Annotated in this window: 17 protein-coding genes; 12 read left to right on the top strand and 5 right to left on the bottom strand. The window is 72.7% G+C overall.

All coding sequences use genetic code 11. From position 1 onward, the window contains the following. The first annotated feature begins 105 nt into the window (after nt 1-105). Nucleotides 106-912, top strand: coding sequence for a hypothetical protein (locus tag ACZ4YL_RS29040; RefSeq protein ID WP_468120634.1), 807 nt, complete (start codon nt 106-108; stop codon nt 910-912). 75 nt (nt 913-987) lie between these two features. On the opposite strand, the gene disA is transcribed toward ACZ4YL_RS29040, so the two are convergent. Together disA and radA are read right to left on the bottom strand one after the other, a co-directional pair. Then, entirely contained in the window at nt 988-2,112 is a 1,125-nt protein-coding gene (disA, locus tag ACZ4YL_RS29035) for a DNA integrity scanning diadenylate cyclase DisA (RefSeq protein ID WP_150258629.1), read from the bottom strand. A 205-nt stretch (nt 2,113-2,317) separates the two neighbouring features. Further along, nucleotides 2,318-3,730, bottom strand: coding sequence for a DNA repair protein RadA (radA, locus tag ACZ4YL_RS29030; protein ID WP_390170987.1), 1,413 nt, complete (start codon nt 3,728-3,730; stop codon nt 2,318-2,320). Between the two features lie 85 nt (nt 3,731-3,815). Here radA and ACZ4YL_RS29025 point away from each other — a divergent pair, with 85 nt between their 5' ends. Together ACZ4YL_RS29025 and ACZ4YL_RS29020 are read left to right on the top strand one after the other, a co-directional pair. Beyond that, nucleotides 3,816-4,268, top strand: a complete 453-nt coding sequence (locus tag ACZ4YL_RS29025) for a hypothetical protein (protein WP_468120632.1) — start codon at nt 3,816-3,818, stop codon at nt 4,266-4,268. Nucleotides 4,269-4,319: 51 nt separating this feature from the next. After that, nucleotides 4,320-6,080 (top strand): BACON domain-containing protein, encoded by a 1,761-nt coding sequence (locus ACZ4YL_RS29020; RefSeq protein WP_468120630.1) that lies wholly within the window; start codon nt 4,320-4,322, stop codon nt 6,078-6,080. A 12-nt stretch (nt 6,081-6,092) separates the two neighbouring features. Here ACZ4YL_RS29020 and ACZ4YL_RS29015 read toward each other — a convergent pair whose 3' ends face one another. Beyond that, nucleotides 6,093-6,965 carry a DUF3109 family protein gene (locus ACZ4YL_RS29015; RefSeq protein ID WP_468120628.1) on the bottom strand — a complete coding sequence of 291 codons (873 nt, stop codon included), beginning with the start codon at nt 6,963-6,965 and terminating at the stop codon, nt 6,093-6,095. Nucleotides 6,966-7,028: 63 nt separating this feature from the next. Between ACZ4YL_RS29015 and ACZ4YL_RS29010 the strand changes: the two genes are divergently transcribed. The 4 genes from ACZ4YL_RS29010 (at nt 7,029) to ilvD (ending at nt 11,551) form a co-directional block, all read left to right on the top strand. Next, the gene (locus ACZ4YL_RS29010) at nt 7,029-7,967 is read left to right on the top strand and encodes a Ppx/GppA family phosphatase (protein WP_373038142.1); all 939 of its coding nucleotides are present in this window, start codon (nt 7,029-7,031) and stop codon (nt 7,965-7,967) included. A 127-nt stretch (nt 7,968-8,094) separates the two neighbouring features. Then, nucleotides 8,095-8,952: a sugar phosphate isomerase/epimerase family protein gene (locus tag ACZ4YL_RS29005; protein ID WP_468120626.1), complete on the top strand. Its 858-nt coding sequence runs from the start codon at nt 8,095-8,097 to the stop codon at nt 8,950-8,952. After that, complete coding sequence (locus ACZ4YL_RS29000; protein WP_468120624.1) at nt 8,949-9,578, top strand: TetR/AcrR family transcriptional regulator; 630 nt, start codon at nt 8,949-8,951, stop codon at nt 9,576-9,578. The genes ACZ4YL_RS29005 and ACZ4YL_RS29000 overlap by 4 nt, the downstream gene beginning before the upstream one ends. A 122-nt stretch (nt 9,579-9,700) precedes the next feature. Further along, entirely contained in the window at nt 9,701-11,551 is a 1,851-nt protein-coding gene (gene ilvD, locus ACZ4YL_RS28995; RefSeq protein ID WP_390796552.1) for a dihydroxy-acid dehydratase, read from the top strand. A 52-nt stretch (nt 11,552-11,603) separates the two neighbouring features. Here ilvD and ACZ4YL_RS28990 read toward each other — a convergent pair whose 3' ends face one another. Continuing rightward, nucleotides 11,604-13,757 carry a serine/threonine-protein kinase gene (locus tag ACZ4YL_RS28990; protein ID WP_468120622.1) on the bottom strand — a complete coding sequence of 718 codons (2,154 nt, stop codon included), beginning with the start codon at nt 13,755-13,757 and terminating at the stop codon, nt 11,604-11,606. A 106-nt stretch (nt 13,758-13,863) separates the two neighbouring features. Here ACZ4YL_RS28990 and ACZ4YL_RS28985 point away from each other — a divergent pair, with 106 nt between their 5' ends. The 5 genes from ACZ4YL_RS28985 (at nt 13,864) to proC (ending at nt 17,349) form a co-directional block, all read left to right on the top strand. Further along, on the top strand, nt 13,864-14,166 hold the full coding sequence (locus ACZ4YL_RS28985; protein ID WP_468120620.1) for an SH3 domain-containing protein: 303 nt from the start codon (nt 13,864-13,866) through the stop codon (nt 14,164-14,166). Between the two features lie 69 nt (nt 14,167-14,235). After that, nucleotides 14,236-14,766 carry a hypothetical protein gene (locus tag ACZ4YL_RS28980; protein WP_468120619.1) on the top strand — a complete coding sequence of 177 codons (531 nt, stop codon included), beginning with the start codon at nt 14,236-14,238 and terminating at the stop codon, nt 14,764-14,766. Between the two features lie 110 nt (nt 14,767-14,876). Beyond that, complete coding sequence (locus ACZ4YL_RS28975) at nt 14,877-15,704, top strand: ABC transporter ATP-binding protein (protein ID WP_468120618.1); 828 nt, start codon at nt 14,877-14,879, stop codon at nt 15,702-15,704. Beyond that, nucleotides 15,701-16,438, top strand: coding sequence for an ABC transporter permease (locus tag ACZ4YL_RS28970; protein ID WP_030010824.1), 738 nt, complete (start codon nt 15,701-15,703; stop codon nt 16,436-16,438). Before ACZ4YL_RS28975 ends, ACZ4YL_RS28970 begins: the two co-directional genes overlap by 4 nt. Nucleotides 16,439-16,539: 101 nt before the next feature. Beyond that, nucleotides 16,540-17,349 (top strand): pyrroline-5-carboxylate reductase, encoded by an 810-nt coding sequence (gene proC, locus ACZ4YL_RS28965; protein WP_373038150.1) that lies wholly within the window; start codon nt 16,540-16,542, stop codon nt 17,347-17,349. Between the two features lie 48 nt (nt 17,350-17,397). Here proC and trpS read toward each other — a convergent pair whose 3' ends face one another. Beyond that, a complete protein-coding gene (gene trpS / locus ACZ4YL_RS28960; protein ID WP_468120616.1) occupies nt 17,398-18,402 on the bottom strand; it encodes a tryptophan--tRNA ligase in 1,005 nt (334 codons plus the stop codon). Nucleotides 18,403-19,054: the final 652 nt, after the last annotated feature.

Here is a 19,054-nt window from a genome sequence, read left to right as displayed (position 1 = left end):
TCTCGGCGCCCCGATTGCGCCCGCAGGATGATCATCGGCAAATCAAGTCCTCTGCGCGGCATGTGGGGCACTGATCGGGTCGCGAACTCTCGTAAAGTTCCGTCCGTGGGATCTCTGCGCAATCCGGTCGGGCCGCTCCCCTCCTCCATCTACTGGCGACGGAGGGCTGTGCTGGCTTCCGTCGTCGCGCTCCTGGCACTCCTCGCCGTATGGACCGTCAGTTCCGGTGGGGGGAGGACGAGTACGAACGGAAAGGGCCAGGACGGCCCCGACCCCGTCACCTCGATCACCCCGGGACCGGCCGGCACCGGCCCCGCGATCAGCGCGGCCCCCGGCGGGCGCCCCGAATCGGGCAGCGGCGGGAACACGGGCTCCGGAGGCGGCAACACGGGCGGCGCGGGCAAGAACGGCGAACCGGGCGGCGGTACGGGCTCGAACGGCGGCTCGGGCTCCGGCTCCGGCGGCGCCGCGGGCGGCCCGGCTCCGGTCCCGGCGGACTCCCCGCTCCCCACGTGCGCGCCGGGAGCGCTGCAGTGGGAGGTCAAGAGCGTGAAGAACGAGTACGAGGCGAACGAGAAGCCGCGCCTCGAACTGGTCGCCCGCAACACCTCCGGAACCACCTGCAAGATCGACCTCGGTCCGAAGCAGGCCGTCCTGACCATCCTTCAGGCGAGCAGCAGCAAGGCGGTCTGGTCCTCGGCGGACTGCCCGACGGGCGCGGGCAACGCCTTCTTCCGCCTCCCGGCGCAGGGTGAGACGAAGCAGTCGCTGGACTGGGACCGCAGGTTCAGCGCGGCCGACCAGTGCCAGTCGCCTCCGGCGGGGTCCGCGGCACCCGACACCTACGTGGTCGAGGTCAAGGCCCCGGGCATGCCGGTGGCCCGCACCTCGTTCGTCCTCAAGCAGGACTGATCGGACCCGTGCCGGCGCGGCTGAATGCCGGCCCCGCCGGCGTTCGGGCCCCGGAAGAGACGGCCGGTCACAGCACTAGACGTAGCGTTCCAGGATGGACGACTCCGCCAGGCGGGACAGGCCCTCACGGACGCTCCGTGCGCGGGCCTCGCCCACCCCGTCCACCGTCTGCAGGTCGTCGACGCTCGCGGCGAGCAGCTTCTGCAGCCCGCCGAAGTGTTCCACGAGCCGCTCGATGATCGCGCCCGGCAGTCGCGGCACCTTCGCCAGCAGCCGGTACCCGCGCGGCGACACCGCCGAATCCAGCGTCTCCGGCGAGCCCGTGTACCCGAGCGCCCGCGCCACGATCGCCAGCTCCAGCAGCTCCGGATGCGTGAGCGCGTCCAGCTCCGCCAGCGCCTCGTCCACCGTGCGGGAACGCTTCGCCGTCGGCTCCGGCACGTAGTCCCGGATGACCAGCTCCCGCTCCTGCTCGATCCCGACCGTCAGCTCGTCCAGCTGCAGCGACAGCAGTCGCCCGTCCGTGCCCAGTTCGACCACGTACTCGGCGATCTCGGTCGCGATCCGGCGGACCATTTCCAGCCGCTGCGCGACCGCCGTCACGTCGCGCACCGTGACCAGGTCCTCGATCTCCAGCGCCGACAGCGTGCCCGCGACCTCGTCGAGGCGCAGCTTGTACCGCTCCAGCGTGGCCAGCGCCTGGTTCGCCCGCGACAGGATCGCCCCGGACTCCTCCAGGACCCGCCGCTCCCCGTCCACGTACAGCGCGATCAGCCGCATCGACTGGGACACCGACACCACGGGGAAGCCGCACTGCTTGGAGACGCGGTCGGCCGTACGGTGCCGCGTACCCGTCTCCTCCGTCGGGATCGACGCGTCCGGCACGAGCTGCACACCGGCCCGCAGGATCTTGGTGATGTCCTTGTCGAGGATGAGCGCGCCGTCGAGCTTGCACAGCTCGCGCAGCCGGGTCGCGGTGAACTCCACGTCCAGGACGAAACCGCCCGTGCACATGGCCTCGACGCTCTTGTCCATACCGAGGACGATGAGCCCGCCGGTGTTGCCGCGAACGATCCGCTCCAAGCCGTCACGCAGCGGCTGACCTGGTGCGACCGCGCTCAGCGAGGCGCGCATCATGGCCTCCTGCTTGGAGCTCGCGCCCGACTTCCCGGATGCTGCTGCCCCGTCCTTGGCTGCCACTGCACTCCTCCGGTCGCGGGTTGCGCCGCCCAGCGCCGCGGGCACGAGGACGTGCGTACGGCCGGGCGGACCAGCACAAAGTCTACCGGCGCGCGCCACGGCCCCGCCGTGGCTTGGCCAGGTACGGCCCGGCCGGGCCCCCTACGGCCCCCCTGACCAGGGGATCGTCCCCCGGTTGTGCCCCCCGGTCCTTCCCCCGCGTCGGCTACTCCGCGGACCGCTCCCTGGCCGGCGTACGGGAGCGGCCGCGCGGCAACACCCGTAGCGCGTCGCCCATGTCGGCCACCTCGATGACCTTCATCCCGGCCGGCACCTTCCCCGGATCCGCCGGGACCAGCGCGTGCGTGAATCCCAGCCGGTGCGCCTCCGCGAGCCGCCGCTGCACGCCGGTCACCCGCCGCACCTCGCCGGCCAGGCCGACCTCACCGATCGCGACGAGGTTCTTCGGCAGCGGCACGTCACTGGCGGCGGAGGCCAGCGCGAGCGCGATCGCCAGGTCGGCGGCCGGCTCGGTCAGCTTCACCCCGCCCACGGTGGCGCTGTAGATGTCGCGCTTGCCGAGCGCCGTGATCCGGCCGCGCTGCTCCAGCACCGCCAGCATCATCGACACACGCGAGGTCTCCAGGCCCGAGGTCGTGCGCCGGGGGGAGGGGATCTGGGAGTCCACGGTCAGCGCCTGCACCTCGGCGACCAGCGGGCGCTTCCCCTCCAGAGTCACCGTCAGGCAGGTGCCCGGAACGGCCTCGGCCCGCCGGGTCAGGAACAGCCCGCTCGGGTCGGCGAGCCCGGTGATCCCCTCGTCGTGCAGTTCGAAGCAGCCGACCTCGTCGGTGGCCCCGTACCGGTTCTTGATGCCGCGCACCAGCCGCAGCCGGGCGTGCCGGTCGCCCTCGAAGCTCAGCACCACGTCGACGAGGTGCTCCAGCAGGCGGGGACCGGCGATGGCCCCGTCCTTGGTCACGTGGCCGACGAGGAGGGTGGACATCCCGCGCTCCTTGGAGGCCCGGATCAGCGCTCCGGCCACCTCGCGCACCTGGGCCATGCCGCCGGGCGCGCCGTCGATCTCGGGGGAGGCGACGGTCTGTACGGAGTCCAGGATCAGCAGGGAGGGCTTCACGGCGTCGAGATGCCCGAGGACGGCGGACAGATCGGTCTCGGCGGCGAGATAGAGGTGATCGCTGAGGGCGTTGATCCGGTCGGCCCGCAGGCGCACCTGGCTGGCCGACTCCTCGCCCGTCACGTACAGCGTGCGGTGCTCGTCGCTGGCCGCCTTCGCCGCGACGTCCAGCAGCAGGGTCGACTTGCCGACACCGGGCTCGCCGGCGAGCAGGACGACGGCGCCGGGCACGAGCCCGCCGCCGAGGACGCGGTCCAGCTCGTCCACGCCGGTGCTGCGGGCGGTCGCGGTCCGGCCGTCGACCTGCGCGATCGGCAGCGCGGCGGTCGAGACCCGGCCGGCGGCGGTGGTCCGCACGGCGGGCGTGCCCATCTCCTCCACGGTGCCCCAGGCCTGGCATTCGGGACAGCGGCCGAGCCACTTGGCGGTCGTCCAGCCGCAGTCGGTGCAGCGGTAGGACGGCCGGTCCTTGGCGGATGAACGAGCGGTGCGGGCAGCCATGCCGTTCACGGTAGCCGCCCGCACCGACAGGCCGGACCGGGGTGCTGGTCGCGGGGCGCGGCCGGCGTGGTGCGAGGGTGTCCCCATGGGCCTGTCCGACGAGGGATCCCCCTTCGACGCCGGCGTGATCGGCATGACCGTCGCGGATGTGGCGGGGCTCTTCCCCGGCCGCCGCTCCGCCGCGGACCTCGCCGCGTTCTTCGTCCGCGCGGGCTGGAGCTCGCGATCCTCCTCCTGGGAGGGGTACGAGGTGGAGAGTCCGCTGGCCCGGCTGGAGATCGAACCGGTCGACGCCGGCGTCCTCCTCCACGGCGAGGCGGACGCCGGCCGGCTCGACGCGCTCACCGCCGTGCTGTCCGCACGCGGCCTCCCCTTCTCCGTGGAGTTCCACGGGGAGGACGGCGCTCTGCTGCGCGAGGTGCGCGTGGGTCCCGCCGACCTCGCGGGACCCACAGGCCTACGGCAGCAGGACCTGCCGGTCCGACCGCGTCAGGGCCTGCGTCAGCGCCTCACCGATCTGTTCACCCGTAAGGGCTAAATGTGGCGAAGGCTTCCAGGGCGTCACCGGCGTGCCGCCTACGGTCGCCAGGTGAACAGCAGCAACCAGGCACACTCCTCAGCGCGCACCGGCGCACACCGGGCGCACGGGCGCATGCCCCACGAGGCCGAGCAGCCGCCGCCGTTCCGGCACGAGCCCTACCTGGACGGCCTGTTCACGTACTGCCTGTCGGTCCTGTGCGACCACGACACGGCGACCGACGTGCTCGGGGACGTCCTCGCCGTGGCCGAGCGGCATCCCGGCCGCTGCCCCGACGAGGGGGACCGGCGCGCCTGGCTCTACGCGCTCGCCCGCTGGGGCTGCCTGCACCGGCTGGCCGAGCAGCGGCGCGCGCGCCAGGGAGCGCATTCCGCCCGGCGTGCGCCGGAGCACACCGGGCGTGACCGTGCGCCGGGTGGTGACACGCAACCCGACCGCGGCCAGGACGCCCACCGGCCGCTTGACGTGAGCGCCCACCGCCGTACCGAACTGGCCCGGCTCGCCTGGCCCGAAGCCGCCGGCACCACACCCGAGCAGCGCGAGGCCCTCGAACTCGCCGTCCGCCACCGCCTCGGCGTCTCCGAACTCGCCGCCGTCCTCGGCACCCCCGCGGCCGCCGCCCGTGAGCTGCTCTCCGGCGCCGCCTGCGAGGTGGAGCGCACCCGCGCCGCCCTCGCCGTCGTCGAGACCGGCAACTGCCCCAGCGTCTCCCGGCTCACCGGCGACGACGGCGACGGCAACGTCCTGCTCTCCAGCCCCCTGCGCGCCGAGCTCGTCCGCCACGTCGACGACTGCCCCCGATGTCGCCGCGTCGCCGAACGCGTGGGCGCCGCGGGCCCCTGGCCCGGCTCCGGCGGCCTCAACACCGCCGCGCTCCCCCTCGTACCCGCCCCTCGCACCGCCGTCCACGCCGCGATGCTCCGCTCCGGCCGGGGCCGCGGCCGGGGGACCGCCCCACGCTTCGACCGCACCGGCTTCCCCATGGACCCCAAGGACCGCGCGGCCCGCCGGGACCGGCTGCGCGCCCGCGTGGTGACCACCACCGTGGTCGCCACCGTCGTCGCCGCCCCGGTCCTGGCCCTGTGGGCGGCGTACCGCGGCGACCCCGGCTCCGGCGAGCCCGCCGGCGGCGACGCCACCCATATCTCCGCCAGCGAGTCCGAACTCCCGGCCGCGCGGACCGACGGCCGCCCGCTGACCGCCTACGAGAACGCCGGCAACGCCACCACCACCAGCGGCCCAGGCTTCGCCCAGAGCGAGACGACCTCCGACGTCTCCGTCGAGATCATCAGCACCGGTCCGCCCGCGACCCCCGACCACCCCGGCAGCGCCGGCCACCTCACCGTGGCCGCGTCCGCCCGGGGCGCCGTCACCCTGCTCACCCTCACCGCCTCCGGCGGCGGACCCGTGGACTGGCGGCTCTGGTCCGACGCCCCCTGGCTGCGCGCGAGCCGGACCGCGGGCACGCTGGCCCCAGGAGAATCGGTCACCCTACGGATCGCCGTGGACCCCGAGGGCCAGCCGATCGGCGCCTGGACGGCCCGGGTCGGGGTCGACCCGAGCGGCGCCGTGATCTCCATCGCCGGCCGCGGCCGGCCCGCGGCGACGCCCGCGCCCACCACCGACCCGACGCGGCCCGGGACCCCGGCGCCCTCGCCGGACCCGACGCAGCCGTCCACCCCGACCCCGTCCCCGACGGAGCCGACGATCCCGCCGCCGTCCCCGACGCCCGAGCCGACCCCGACGGAGGGCTCAGGCGGAACGGTTTCCCCCGCCCCGGGCCCGGCCCCGTCGGCCTCGACGGGACCTTGAGAGGGCCCGCGGTCAGGCAGGATCCGCGGGGTGCGGAGCCATCGGCAGCAGCGAGGCCAGCCGCGCCTCGCACAGCTTCACGAGCTCGTCGTAGCCCTCCTTGCCCATCAGCTCGGTCAGCTCGGGGCGGTACGACACGTACACCGGCTCGCCGGCACCGTGCGCGGAGGTGGCCGACGTGCACCACCAGTGCAGGTCGTGCCCGCCCGGACCCCAGCCGCGGCGGTCGTACTCACCGATCGACACCTGCAGCACGCGCGTGTCGTCCGGCCGGTCGATCCACTCGTACGTCCGGCGGATCGGCAGCTGCCAGCAGACGTCGGGTTTGGTCTCCAGCGGCTCCCGGCCCTCCTTCACCGCGAGGATGTGGAGCGAGCAGCCCGCCCCGGCGGGGAACCCCGGCCGGTTCAGGAAGATGCACGCGCCGTCCCAGCGGCGGGTCTGCTTCTCCCCGTCGTCGTCGTGCTGCGTCCACCCGCTCTCGCTGCCGACGTCGTGGAACTGCCACAGCTCGGGCGTCAGCCGGGCCACGTGCTGCGCGACGCGCTGCTCGTCGTCCTCGTCGGAGAAGTGCGCGCCGAGCGTGCAGCAGCCGTCGTCGGCCCGGCCCGCCTGGATGCCCTGGCAGCCGCTGCCGAAGATGCAGGTCCAGCGGGAGGTCAGCCAGGTCAGGTCACAGCGGAAGACCTGCTCGTCGTCGGCGGGGTCGGGGAACTCCACCCAGGCCCGGGGAAAGTCGAGCCCCTTCTCGTCGGCCGCGAGCACGGCCTTGTCCTTGCCGCCCTTGGCGTCGGGCTTGGCTTTCGCCTTCGCCTTGCTCTTGACGGTGTCCTTGCCCGTGTCCTTCTGCGACCGGGTCTTGTTGGCCTTCTTCGTATTTGGCACAAACCCAAGCCTATGCGCCCCTTACACAACCCCCGAGTCTTCCTCGCAGTAGCGTTTCCCCCTATGAGACTCGGTGTGCTGGATGTGGGTTCGAATACGGTCCATCTGCTGGTGGTGGACGCGCACCCCGGCGCGCGCCCGCAGCCGGCGCACTCGCACAAGGTGGAGATGAGGCTGGCGGAGCTGCTCGACGAGCGCGGAGCCGTCACCCCCGAAGGCGTCGAGCGTCTCGTCTCGGTGATCGGCGACGCGGTCCAGGCCGCCGAGGACAAGGGGTGCGAGGACGTCCTCCCCTTCGCGACCAGCGCCGTACGCGAAGCCACGAACGCGGACGAGGTCCTCGCACGGGTCAAGGCCGAGACCGGCGTCGACCTGCCGGTGCTGAGCGGCGAGGACGAAGCCCGGCTCACCTTCCTCGCGGCCCGCCGCTGGTTCGGCTGGTCCGCCGGGAAACTGCTGGTCCTGGACATCGGCGGCGGCTCGCTGGAGATCGCGTACGGCATCGACGAGGACCCGGACGCGGCCGTCTCCCTCCCGCTGGGCGCGGGCCGCCTCACCTCGGGCTGGCTCCCGGGCGACCCGCCGGACGCGCTGGACATCCGGGCGCTACGGCGGCACGTGCGGGCGGAGATCGCCCGGACGGTCGGCGAGTTCAGCCGCTTCGGTGCGCCGGACCACGTGGTGGCGACCTCGAAGACCTTCAAGCAGCTGGCCCGCATCGCGGGCGCGGCCCGCTCGGCGGACGGCCTGTACGTGCAGCGAGATCTGAGCCGCAAGTCCCTGGAGGAATGGGTCCCGCGCCTGGCGGCGATGACCACGGCCCAGCGCTCGGCCCTCCCGGGCGTCTCGGAGGGCCGGGCGAACCAGCTCCTGGCGGGAGCGCTGGTCGCGGAGGGCGCGATGGACCTCTTCGGCGTGGAGGAATTGGAGATCTGCCCGTGGGCCCTCCGCGAGGGCGTGATCCTGCGCAGGCTGGACCACATGCCGGCCCCGGAGGCGTAGGGGCGTAGGGGCGGGGTCGGGAGGGTGGGGCGGGGCGGGGGCTTCGGTGGTCGGGCAGATCCCGCCTTCCGGAGTCGCGTGGCCGCCGTCACGGTCGGGCGCCGGTGCGGGCCCGTACCCTGTCTTCGTGGCAGAACCAGTCCGTGTCCCGACCGCGAAAGTCGCCCTATCCACCGCCTCCGTCTATCCGGAGTCGACGGCGACCGCCTTCGAGATCGCCGCGCGCCTCGGTTACGACGGCGTCGAAGTGATGGTCTGGACGGATCCGGTCAGCCAGGACGTCGACGCCCTGCGCCGGCTGTCGGACCACCACGGGGTGCCGATCCTGGCCGTGCACGCGCCCTGTCTGCTGATCACCCAGCGGGTCTGGTCCACCGATCCGTGGACCAAGCTGCAGCGCGCCCAGGCCGCGGCCGAGCGGCTCGGGGCGAGCACCGTGGTCGTGCATCCGCCCTTCCGCTGGCAGCGCCAGTACGCGCGGGACTTCGTCACCGGTATCTGGCGGATGGCCGACGAGACCGACGTCCGGTTCGCCGTGGAGAACATGTACCCGTGGCGCTACCGCGACCGCGAGATGCTCGCGTACGCCCCTGAGTGGGACGTGACGAAGGACGACTACCGCCACTTCACCGTCGACCTGTCGCACACCGCGACCGCCCGTACCGACGCCACCGCGATGATCGACCGGATGGGCGACCGGCTCGCGCACATCCACCTCGCCGACGGGAACGGATCGGCCAAGGACGAGCACCTGGTCCCGGGCCGCGGCACGCAGCCCTGCGCCGAGCTGCTGGAGAGCCTCGCGCGGACCTCGTTCGACGGGCACGTGGTGATCGAGGTGAACACCCGCCGGGCGATGTCCTCCGCCGAGCGCGAGGCCGATCTCGCCGAGGCGCTGGCCTTCACCCGCCTGCACCTCGCCACCACATCCACCACATCCACGACATCCACCCCCGCCGAGCGCGACAAGGCCCGCCGGCCGTGACCGATACCCCCGGCGCACCCAAGCCGCGCCGCCGCGGCCCCGGCCGGCCCCGGCAGGACGAGGCCGACGACGGCCCCGGCACCCAGGAGCGCATCCGGCTCGCCGCCCGTGAGGTGTTCGCGGAGCGCGGGTACGACAAGACGTCCGTGCGCGGCATCGCGAAGGTCGCCGGCGTCGACCCGGCGCTGGTGCACCACTACTTCGGCAGCAAGGACGACCTGTTCGCCGCCGCCATCGAGGTCAGCATCGAGCCCGCCCTGGTGGTCCCCGCGATCATCGGCGAGGGGCCGGACGGCATCGGCGAGCGCCTCGCCCGCTACTTCCTGGGCGTCTGGGAGAACCCGGTCACCCGGGTCCCGCTGCTCGCCGTGATCCGCTCGGCGCTCACGCACGAGGCCGCCGCGAAGGTACTGCGCGGGCTGGTCCTGCGGCGGCTCCTGGAGCGCGTCGCCGCCGACCTGGACGTCCCCGACCCGACCTTCCGCGCCGAGCTCGCCGCCTCCCACATGGTCGGCATCGCGATCCTGCGCTACGTGGTCCAGGTGGAGCCCCTCGCGTCCGCCGACCCGGAGAAGATCGTGGCCCTCGTGGCGCCCACGCTCCAGCGGTACCTGACCGAGGAATGAGCCCGCCGTCCCGGCATCCGGACGCGCTGTCCGGATCGCGGGCGGTGGGCGTAGCCTCGTATCTGAGCCATATCCGCAGTCGCGGCTGACCGTACAGCCGCACTCATGGGGAGTGAAACCGCATGCCCGAGCTGAGGTCCCGCACCGTCACCCACGGCCGCAACATGGCAGGCGCGCGTGCGCTGATGCGCGCGTCGGGCGTAGCGAGCGCGGACATCGGCAAGCCGATCGTCGCGGTCGCCAACTCCTTCACCGAGTTCGTCCCCGGTCACACCCACCTGGCGCCGGTCGGCCGCATCGTCTCCGACGCCATCCGTGCCGCCGGTGCGATCCCGCGCGAGTTCAACACCATCGCGGTCGACGACGGCATCGCCATGGGTCACGGCGGCATGCTCTACTCCCTGCCCTCCCGCGACCTGATCGCGGACTCGGTCGAGTACATGGTCGAGGCGCACTGCGCCGACGCGCTGATCTGCATCTCCAACTGCGACAAGATCACCCCCGGCATGCTGATGGCCGCCATGCGCCTCAACATCCCGGTCGTCTTCGTCTCCGGCGGTCCGATGGAGGCCGGTCAGGCCGTCCTCGTCGACGGCACCGTCCGCAAGCTGGACCTGATCGACGCCATGGTCGACGCCTCCAACGAGAACGTGTCGGACGAGGACGTGCTCCGCATCGAGGAGAACGCCTGTCCCACCTGCGGGTCGTGTTCGGGCATGTTCACCGCCAACTCCATGAACTGCCTCGCCGAGGCCATCGGCCTGGCCCTCCCGGGCAACGGCTCGGTCCTCGCCACGCACACCGCCCGCCGCGCCCTGTACGAGGACGCCGGCCGCACGGTCGTGGAGATCACCAAGCGCTACTACGAGGACGGCGACGAGTCCGTCCTCCCGCGCAGCATCGCCACCCGCGAGGCCTTCGAGAACGCCATGGCCCTCGACATCGCGATGGGCGGCTCCACCAACACGATCCTGCACCTGCTGGCCGCCGCCCAGGAAGCGGGCCTGGAGTACGACCTCACCGACATCGACGCCGTCTCGCGCCGCGTCCCGTGCCTGTCCAAGGTCGCGCCGAACGTGGCGCCCGGCGGCACGTACTACATGGAGGACATCCACCGGGCCGGCGGTATCCCCGCCATCCTCGGCGAGCTGCACCGCGGCGGCCTCCTCAACAAGGACATCACCACCGTCCACTCGGACGGCCTGGAGGACTGGCTCGCGAAGTGGGACGCCCGCTCCGGGACGGCCACCGACACGGCCATGGAGCTGTGGCACGCCGCCCCCGGCTGCGAGCGCTCCGCCACCGCCTTCTCCCAGTCCAAGCGCTGGGAGACCCTCGACCTCGACGCCGAGGGCGGCTGCATCCGCTCGGTGCAGCACGCGTACTCCAAGGACGGCGGACTGGCCGTGCTGCGCGGCAACATCGCCGTCGACGGCTGCGTCGTGAAGACCGCCGGCGTCGACGAGTCGATCTGGACCTTCGAGGGCCCGGCCGTGGTCTGCGAGTCCCAGGACGAGGCCGTCGACAAGATCCTCCGCAAGGAGATCAAGGCGGGCGACGTCGTCGTCATCCGCTACGAGGGCCCGCGCGGCGGCCCCGGTATGCAGGAGATGCTGTACCCGACCTCCTTCCTCAAGGGCCGCGGCCTCGGCAAGGTCTGCGCCCTGGTGACGGACGGCCGCTTCTCCGGCGGAACCTCGGGCCTGTCCATCGGCCACGCCTCCCCGGAGGCGGCCTCGGGCGGCACCATCGCGGTCGTCGAGGACGGTGACCGGATCCGCATCGACATCCCGAACCGGTCCATCGAGGTCCTCGTCGACGAGGCCACCCTGGCGGCCCGCCACGAGGCACTCGGCGGCGTCTACGCCCCGAAGAACCGCGAGCGCAAGGTGTCCGCGGCCCTGCGCGCCTACGCCGCGATGGCCACCAGCGCCGACAAGGGCGCGGTCCGCGACGTCTCCCTCCTGGGCTGACGACCGACTTCGCCGGCGCCCCCGCACCTTCCGGTGCGGGGGCGCCGGCGTCTCACCAGGCGGCGGGCGCGTCGGCGGCCACCGCGAACACCGTCCCGTCGGGCGCGCTCCCGAAGAGCCGCCCGTCCCCGGCCACCGGAGCGGGCAGGGTCGCGGTGTAGGTGGCTGCCTTGCCGTCGGCCATTCGCGGCCTGGTCTGCCCGGCGGGCCGGCCGCTGGCGGCGTCGACGGCCAGCAGCCGGCCGTCCGGCGCCATCAGACAGACCCGGCCGTCGGCGAAGACGGGGCGGGAGGCCACGGTCACGCCCGTCTCCGACCGCCATTGCTCCTTGGCCGCTCCCACCGCCACCAGCGCGCCGGAGGTCCCGGACAGGTACGTGGTCCCGTCCGGGGCGACGGTCGCCTCCGCGTCGAAGAGCGGCGCCGCCAGCCGGACCCGGTGCACGCTGCGCGTTGCCAGGTCGGCGCGTACGACGGCGGTGGCCTTGGCGGACGCGTCGATGTCCAGCAGGTACAGCCCGCCCTGCGCGGTGCCGACCGGCCGCAGCCACCCCGCCGTCCGCAGTTCCCAGCGCGCCGTCCCGTTCGCCGGGTCCACCGCGGCGATCTGTGTGAAACCGCCGCCGCTCTCGGGCGTCGCCACGTACAGCCCGGGCGCCGCGCCTTCCGGTCCGCCGTCGCCCCACCAGACGGATCCGACCCCGCCGATCTGCCTGGTCCAGCGCGGTGTGCCGGTCGCCGGGTCCAGCGCCGTGACGCTGCCGCCCGTCCCCACCAGCAGGACCTGCCCGCCTGCGGCCACCGCCTGCGCGCCGCCCGGGAGTTTGTGCCTCCAGCGCTCGGCCCCCGTGCCCGGGTCCAGTGCCCGGAGCGTTTCGCTGCCCGGCACCACGACGAGGACCTGCCCGCCCGCGTGCTGCGGCGCGCTGACGGCCGTCACCGCCTTCGCCGGCCCGGTCGCCTCCAGTGCCCACACCGTGGAGCCGTCCGCGGGGTTCAGCCGGGCCGCGACGAGGCCCGGTCCGGCGCAATAGAGGGCCGCCGCCTGCCAGGAGCAGGCCCCGGTGCGGTTGCCGCTCGCGGGCTTGCCCAGGGGGGCCGCCCACGGGGCGAAGGCCTTCTGCGGTGACGGGCCCGTCTTCGCGGCGATCTGGGCGGGCGGCTCGGCCGCCGTCCCGAACTGCCGGTACCCGCCGACGGCCCCGCCCACGAGCAACAGACCGACCCCGGCTCCGACCGCCATGCGGGCCCGCCGACGGGACCACGGGCGGGACCGCGGGCGGGGCGGCGACTTGGGTTCGGCGGCGATCCTCTCCCTCTGGTGGGTGACCTGCTCCGCCTCGACGGGCCGTCGCGGTTGGGGGATGAAGGCCTGGGTGTCCTCGGCCGTCGGGTACGCGATGGCCCGTATCTCGGCGATCAGCTCCTCGGCGGTGGGCCGCTCCACCGGATCCTTCGCCAGGCACCGGGCGACGAGCGGTACGAGCCGCGGCGGCAGCCCGGTCAGATCGGGCTCGCTGTGCACCACCTGGTACGCCACCAGGTAGTGGCTGTCCGAGTCGAACGGTCCGTGCCCCGTCGCCGCGTGCACGAGCACGGCCCCCAGGGCGAAGACGTCCGCGGCCGTCCCCACGTCCCGCGGTCGCTGGAACTGCTCGGGCGCCATGTACGGCGGAGTACCGATCAGCTTCCCGGTCTCGGTCCGCAGGTCGCTGTCGGCCGGACGCGAGATCCCGAAGTCGATGACCCGCACGCCGTCCGGAGCCATCAGCACGTTGCTGGGCTTGAGGTCCCGGTGCACCACTCCGGCCCGGTGGATGTCCCGCAGCGCCTCGGCCAGGCCGGCGGCGAGCCGGGTCAGTTCGACGGGGTCCAGGACCTGTTCCCGTACCCGTTCGGCGAGCGTCGGCGCGTCGATGAACAGGGTGGCCATCCACGGCCGTTCGGCATCGGGATCGGCATCGACGACGGGCGCGGTGAACGCCCCGCTGACCCGCCGCGCGGCGGCGACCTCCTGCCGGAACCGGGCGCGGAACTCCGGGTCCACCGCGTGCTCGGGGTGCACGATCTTGACGGCGAGTTTCAGCCCCGAACCGGACGTGGCCAGATGGACGACGCCCATCCCTCCGGAGCCGAGCACCGATTCGAGCCGGTACTGCCCGGCATACTCCGGAAAGCCCGCGTAGTCCGCGCGCAGCGAATGCACCGCTCACCACCCCCGCCGGAGCCTAGTCGATGACCCCTGCGCATCTCCAAGGTCCTGCTACCCTGCGCGAGTTGCGCACGGCAACACCCATGGGGGGAGATTTCGTATGTCGGTGGAGAACGATTCGAGCCAAGTCCAGAGCCTGGCGTCCGGCTCGGGCTACCCGTCCTACCCGGTGGCGCCCGGCTACCGGGTGAACGTCCGCAGCGGCCCCGGCACCAACTATTCGGTGATCGACGTCCTGCCGTACGGCGCGACCGTCACGCTCCGCTGCCAGTGCGACGGCACCACCATCTCGGGCCCGTACGGCACGACCGACGTCTGGGACTGCATCGGCAACGGCCGCTTCGTCTCCGACGCGTACGTGAAGACGGGCAGTGACGGCTACGTCGTCACCCAGTGCGGCTGACCGTCCCGGACCCGTCTGCCACGTGAGACACACCCGGCCCGACCGGCCCGGCGAGGGATAATCGCTGATGTGAGCGACGACCAGCGAGACCAGACCCCCGCCGAGCCGGCCGCGCAGGCCCCGCTGCCCGCCGGCCCGCAGCCCGAGCCGATCCCGTTCTTCGGCACCACCTGGGTCGAGCACGACGGCGGCTACGCCCTGCGCCGCGTCGGCCTCGCCATCGGCTCGCTGGCCACCGCCGTCGCCGCCGCCCTGCTGCTCCGCTTCGCCTACGAGGGCCTGGAGATCGGCAACGTCGGCCCCTTCCTCAGCATCTCGGTCGTCGTCCTCTTCGCGATCGCCAGCTCCATCGCCTTCACCAAGACCTGGGCCTCCTTCAGCCGTCGCCCCGCCCCGTCCTCCGACGAGGCCGCCCTCAAGGGCCTGAAGACGATCGGTTTCATCGGCTCCCTGATCGCGTACTTCCTGCGCTGCCTCGGGGAGGCGCCGGGCGAGAAGCTCCGCCGCGCCGAGTACGAGCGCGCCCAGGTCGAATACGCCCGCCGCCGCAGCACCCGTACGGGGAACCCGGCCGCCCGTCGGCCCAAGCGCAAGAAGTAGCCCCGCGCGCGGCGCAGCGGCGAGAAGCAACCCGCACCCGCGCCCACACCCACACCCACACCCGTCCCGGCGATTGACGTCCTGGCACCGCCAGGAGCATTATTCATCACATGATGAATAACCAGGCCGAGGAAGACCCGGCCGCCGTCCACGCCCATGACCTGACCGTCCGGCGCGGCACCGGCCGCACTCCCCGCACCGTCCTCGACGCCATCGCCTTCGACGTCCCCCGCGGCCGCATCACCGGCCTCCTCGGCCCCTCAGGCTGCGGAAAATCCACCCTCATGCGCGCCATCGTCGGCACCCAGGCTCACGTCACCGGCACCCTCGACGTCCTCGGCCACCCCGCCGGCCACCCCCGGCTCCGCTCCCGCATCGGCTACGTCACCCAGGCCCCCAGCGTCTACGACGACCTCACCGTCCGGCAGAACCTCGACTACTTCGCCGCCGTCCTCGACCCCGGCCGCGCCGCCGCCGACCGCCGCGCCGCCGCCGTCAGCCGCGCCATCACCGACGTCGACCTCACCAGCCGTGCCGGCGCCCTCGCCGGCAACCTCTCCGGCGGCCAGCGCAGCCGCGTCTCCCTCGCCGTCGCCCTGCTCGGCACCCCCGAGCTCCTGGTCCTCGACGAACCCACCGTCGGACTCGACCCCGTCCTGCGCCGCGACCTGTGGAACCTCTTCCACGACATCACCGCCACCCGCGGCGCGACGTTCCTCGTCTCCTCCCACGTCATGGACGAGGCCGAGCGCTGCCACGACCTGCTCCTCATGCGCGAGGGCCGCATCCTCGCCCAGGACACCCCCGACGCACTGCGCACCCGTACCCACGCCACCACCGTCGAGGAGGGCTTCCTGCGCCTCGTCGACGAAGCCAACGCCAACGCCAACGCCGCCGCCGTCTCCAACGTCACCGCCATCCGGGAGCAGACCCGATGAACGCCGCCCGCACCACCGCCACCGCCGCCCGCGTCCTGCGCCAGCTCCGCCACGACCCGCGCTCCATCGCGCTGATGCTCCTGGTCCCCGTACTGATGCTCACCCTGCTGCGCTTCGTCTTCGACGGCAGCCCCAAGACCTTCGACGGCATCGGCGCCTCACTCCTCGGGATCTTCCCCCTCATCACCATGTTCCTGGTGACCTCCATCGCCACCCTGCGCGAACGCACCTCCGGAACCCTGGAACGCCTCCTCGCCATGCCGCTCGGCAAGGGCGACCTCATCGCCGGCTACGCCCTCGCCTTCGGCGCCGTCGCCGTCCTCCAGTCCCTGCTCGCCACCGGCCTCGCCCTCTGGGCCCTCGGCCTCGACGTCGTCGGATCCCCCTGGCTGCTCCTCCTCGTAGCCCTCCTCGACGCCCTCCTCGGCACCGCACTCGGGCTCTTCGTCTCCGCCTTCGCGGCCTCCGAGTTCCAGGCCGTCCAGTTCATGCCGGCGGTGATCTTCCCCCAGCTGCTCCTCTGCGGCCTCTTCGCCGCCCGCGACACCATGCACCCCGTCCTCGAAGGACTCTCCGACGTCCTGCCCATGTCCTACGCCGTCGACGGCATGACCCAGGTGGTCACCCACACCGACATGACCGCCGACTTCGTCCGCGACGCCGCGATCGTCGCCGCCTGCGCCCTGCTCGTCCTCGCCCTCGGCGCGGTCACCCTCCGCCGCCGCACCCCCTGACCGCACTCCGGACGGCACCCTCCCCCTTCCCCGCCCGGGTGCAAGGATGAGGACGTATAGGCAGCTCACGCGCAAGAACAGTTCGGCGAGGTGGATCGGGCATGACCCAGACAGTCGCAGTCCTCGGTACCGGCAAGATCGGCGAGGCCCTGCTCAGCGGAATGATCCGCGGCGGCTGGCCCGCCTCGAAGCTCCTCGTCACCGCCCGCCGCACCGAACGGGCCGAGGAACTCCGCACCCGCTACGGGGTCGAGGCCGTCTCCAACGCCGAGGCCGCCAAGCGCGCCGACACCCTCATCCTCACCGTCAAGCCCCAGGACATGGCCAAGCTCCTCGACGAGCTCGCCCCGCACGTTCCCGCCGACCGCCTGGTCATCAGCGGCGCCGCCGGTGTCCCCACCGCCTTCTTCGAGGAACGGCTCAGCCCCGGCACCCCCGTCGTCCGCGTCATGACGAACACCCCCGCCCTCGTCGACGAGGCCATGTCCGTCATCTCCGCCGGCAGCCACGCCACCGCGGCGCACCTCGCCCACACCGAGGAGATCTTCGGCAGCGTCGGCAAGACCCTGCGCGTCCCCGAGTCCCAGCAGGACGCGGCCACCGCCCTCTCCGGCTCCGGCCCCGCCTACTTCTACTTCCTCGTCGAGGCCATGACCGACGCCGGCATCCTTCTCGGGCTGCCCCGCGCCCAGGCCCACGACCTGATCGTCCAGGCCGCCATCGGCGCCGCCGTCATGCTGCGCGACAGCGGCGAACACCCGGTCAAGCTCCGCGAGGCCGTCACCTCCCCGGCCGGCACGACGATCAACGCCATCGTCGAACTGGAGAAGCACGGCGTACGCGCCGCCCTCATCGCCGCCCTCGAAGCGGCCCGCGACCGCAGCCGCGAGCTCGCCTCCGGCAACAGCTGAGACACCCGTACCGGTGGGGGCCCCGCGGCATGCGGGACCCCCCACCCGTCACGGCTCCAGCAGCCCGATGGCCCGGTACGCCCGGTCCACCACCGGCCGCGCCAGCTCCCTGGCCCGCCCGGCACCCTCGCGCAGCACCTTCTCCAGCTCCGCCGGATCGCCCGCCAGCTCCGCATGCCGCTCCTGTACGGGCCGCAGCAGTTCGACCACCGCGTCGGCGACATCCCGCTTCAGCGCCCCGTAGCCGCTGTACCCCTCGGCGAGTTCGGCCGGATCACCCCCGGCACACGCCGCCAGGATGTCCAGCAGATTGGCGACCCCCGGCCGCGCCTCCCGGTCGTAGACCACCGCACCGTCCCCGCTGTCGGTGACCGCCCGCATCACCTTCTTGCGCACGACCCCGGGCTCGTCGAGCAGATAGACGATCCCGGCCCCGCTCTCATGGGACTTCCCCATCTTCGACGTCGGGTCCTGCAGGTCCATGACCCGCGCGGCCACCGCCGGAAGCGTCGCCTTCGGCATGGTGAAGGTGTGCCCGTACCGCTGGTTGAACCGCACCGCCAGATCCCGGGTCAGCTCGACGTGCTGCCGCTGGTCCTCCCCGACCGGCACCTCCTGCGCGCCGTACGCCAGGATGTCGGCCGCCATCAGCACGGGATAGGTGAGCAGCGACAGCCGCACGCCCTCCCCGGAGGCCTGCGCCTTCGCCGCCTTCTCCTTGTACTGGATCATCCGCCGCAGCTCCCCGTCGGTGGCGGTGCACTCCAGGAGGTACGCCAGCCGGGTGTGCTCGTCGACATGGCTCTGCACGAAGAGGGTGCACCGCTGCGGATCCAGCCCGGCCGCCAGCAACAGCGTCGCCGCCTGCCGGCTCAGCCTTCGTACGCGGGCCGGCTCGTGCTCGACGGTCAGCGCGTGCAGATCGACGACGCAGAACAGCGCGGACTCGGGCGTCAGGTCGGCTTCGACCCACTGCCGCACGGCCCCCAGGTAGTTGCCCAGCGTCAGGTGTCCGGTGGGCTTGATCCCGCTGAAGATCCTCGTCGTCGTCATGTCCTGCTCTCCCTGTGTGTGAGTGGTGCCGGTGGCCACCGCGCCGGGCGACCGAGCCACTCCCGGGAGGGGAGAAACAAAAACGGCCGCCGTAGCGGCGGCCGTGAGCGCATGCGTGCTCGCGTGGAAGGTCGGCCGCCGTCAGGCGGCCCACCAGCGAAGGCTGAGCGTGAGCGCATGCGTAGTCATGGGCCCAGCGTAGACCGAAGGGGCTGAAGGCGGCGGGAGTTTCGCGGATCCCGCGCGGCGGGTCAGCCGGGGGTTGACACAGATGTGCCCGGTCCGTAAGGTTCTTCGAGTTGTCCGAAGTGAGCGCCGACCCCGGTCGGTCCCCGGACAGCCATCCCGCACTACACATTCGAACGAACGACGCACTCCGTCGTCTCGTTTTCATGCGTATTTGCGAATGAGGAATCCGCGTTCCAGGACGCAGCCGCCGATTAGGTTCGGAGGCACGGAATCCGCTACTGTCTCACTCGTCGAAAGGGCCCAACAGCCCGGAAGGCAAGCCCCGCTGACTGGGGATCAGGCCCGAAAGGATCTGATAGAGTCGGACTCGCCGGAAAGGGAAAGCGCGAAAGCGAAAACCTGGAAAGCGCCGAGGAAGTCGGACACGAAAGAGTCTGATAGAGTCGGAAACGCAAGAACAGAA

Source organism: Streptomyces sp. NPDC030021, from assembly GCF_055574035.1.
The sequence above is the reverse complement of the archived record's forward strand: the minus strand, read 5'-3'. Positions and strand labels throughout refer to the sequence as shown.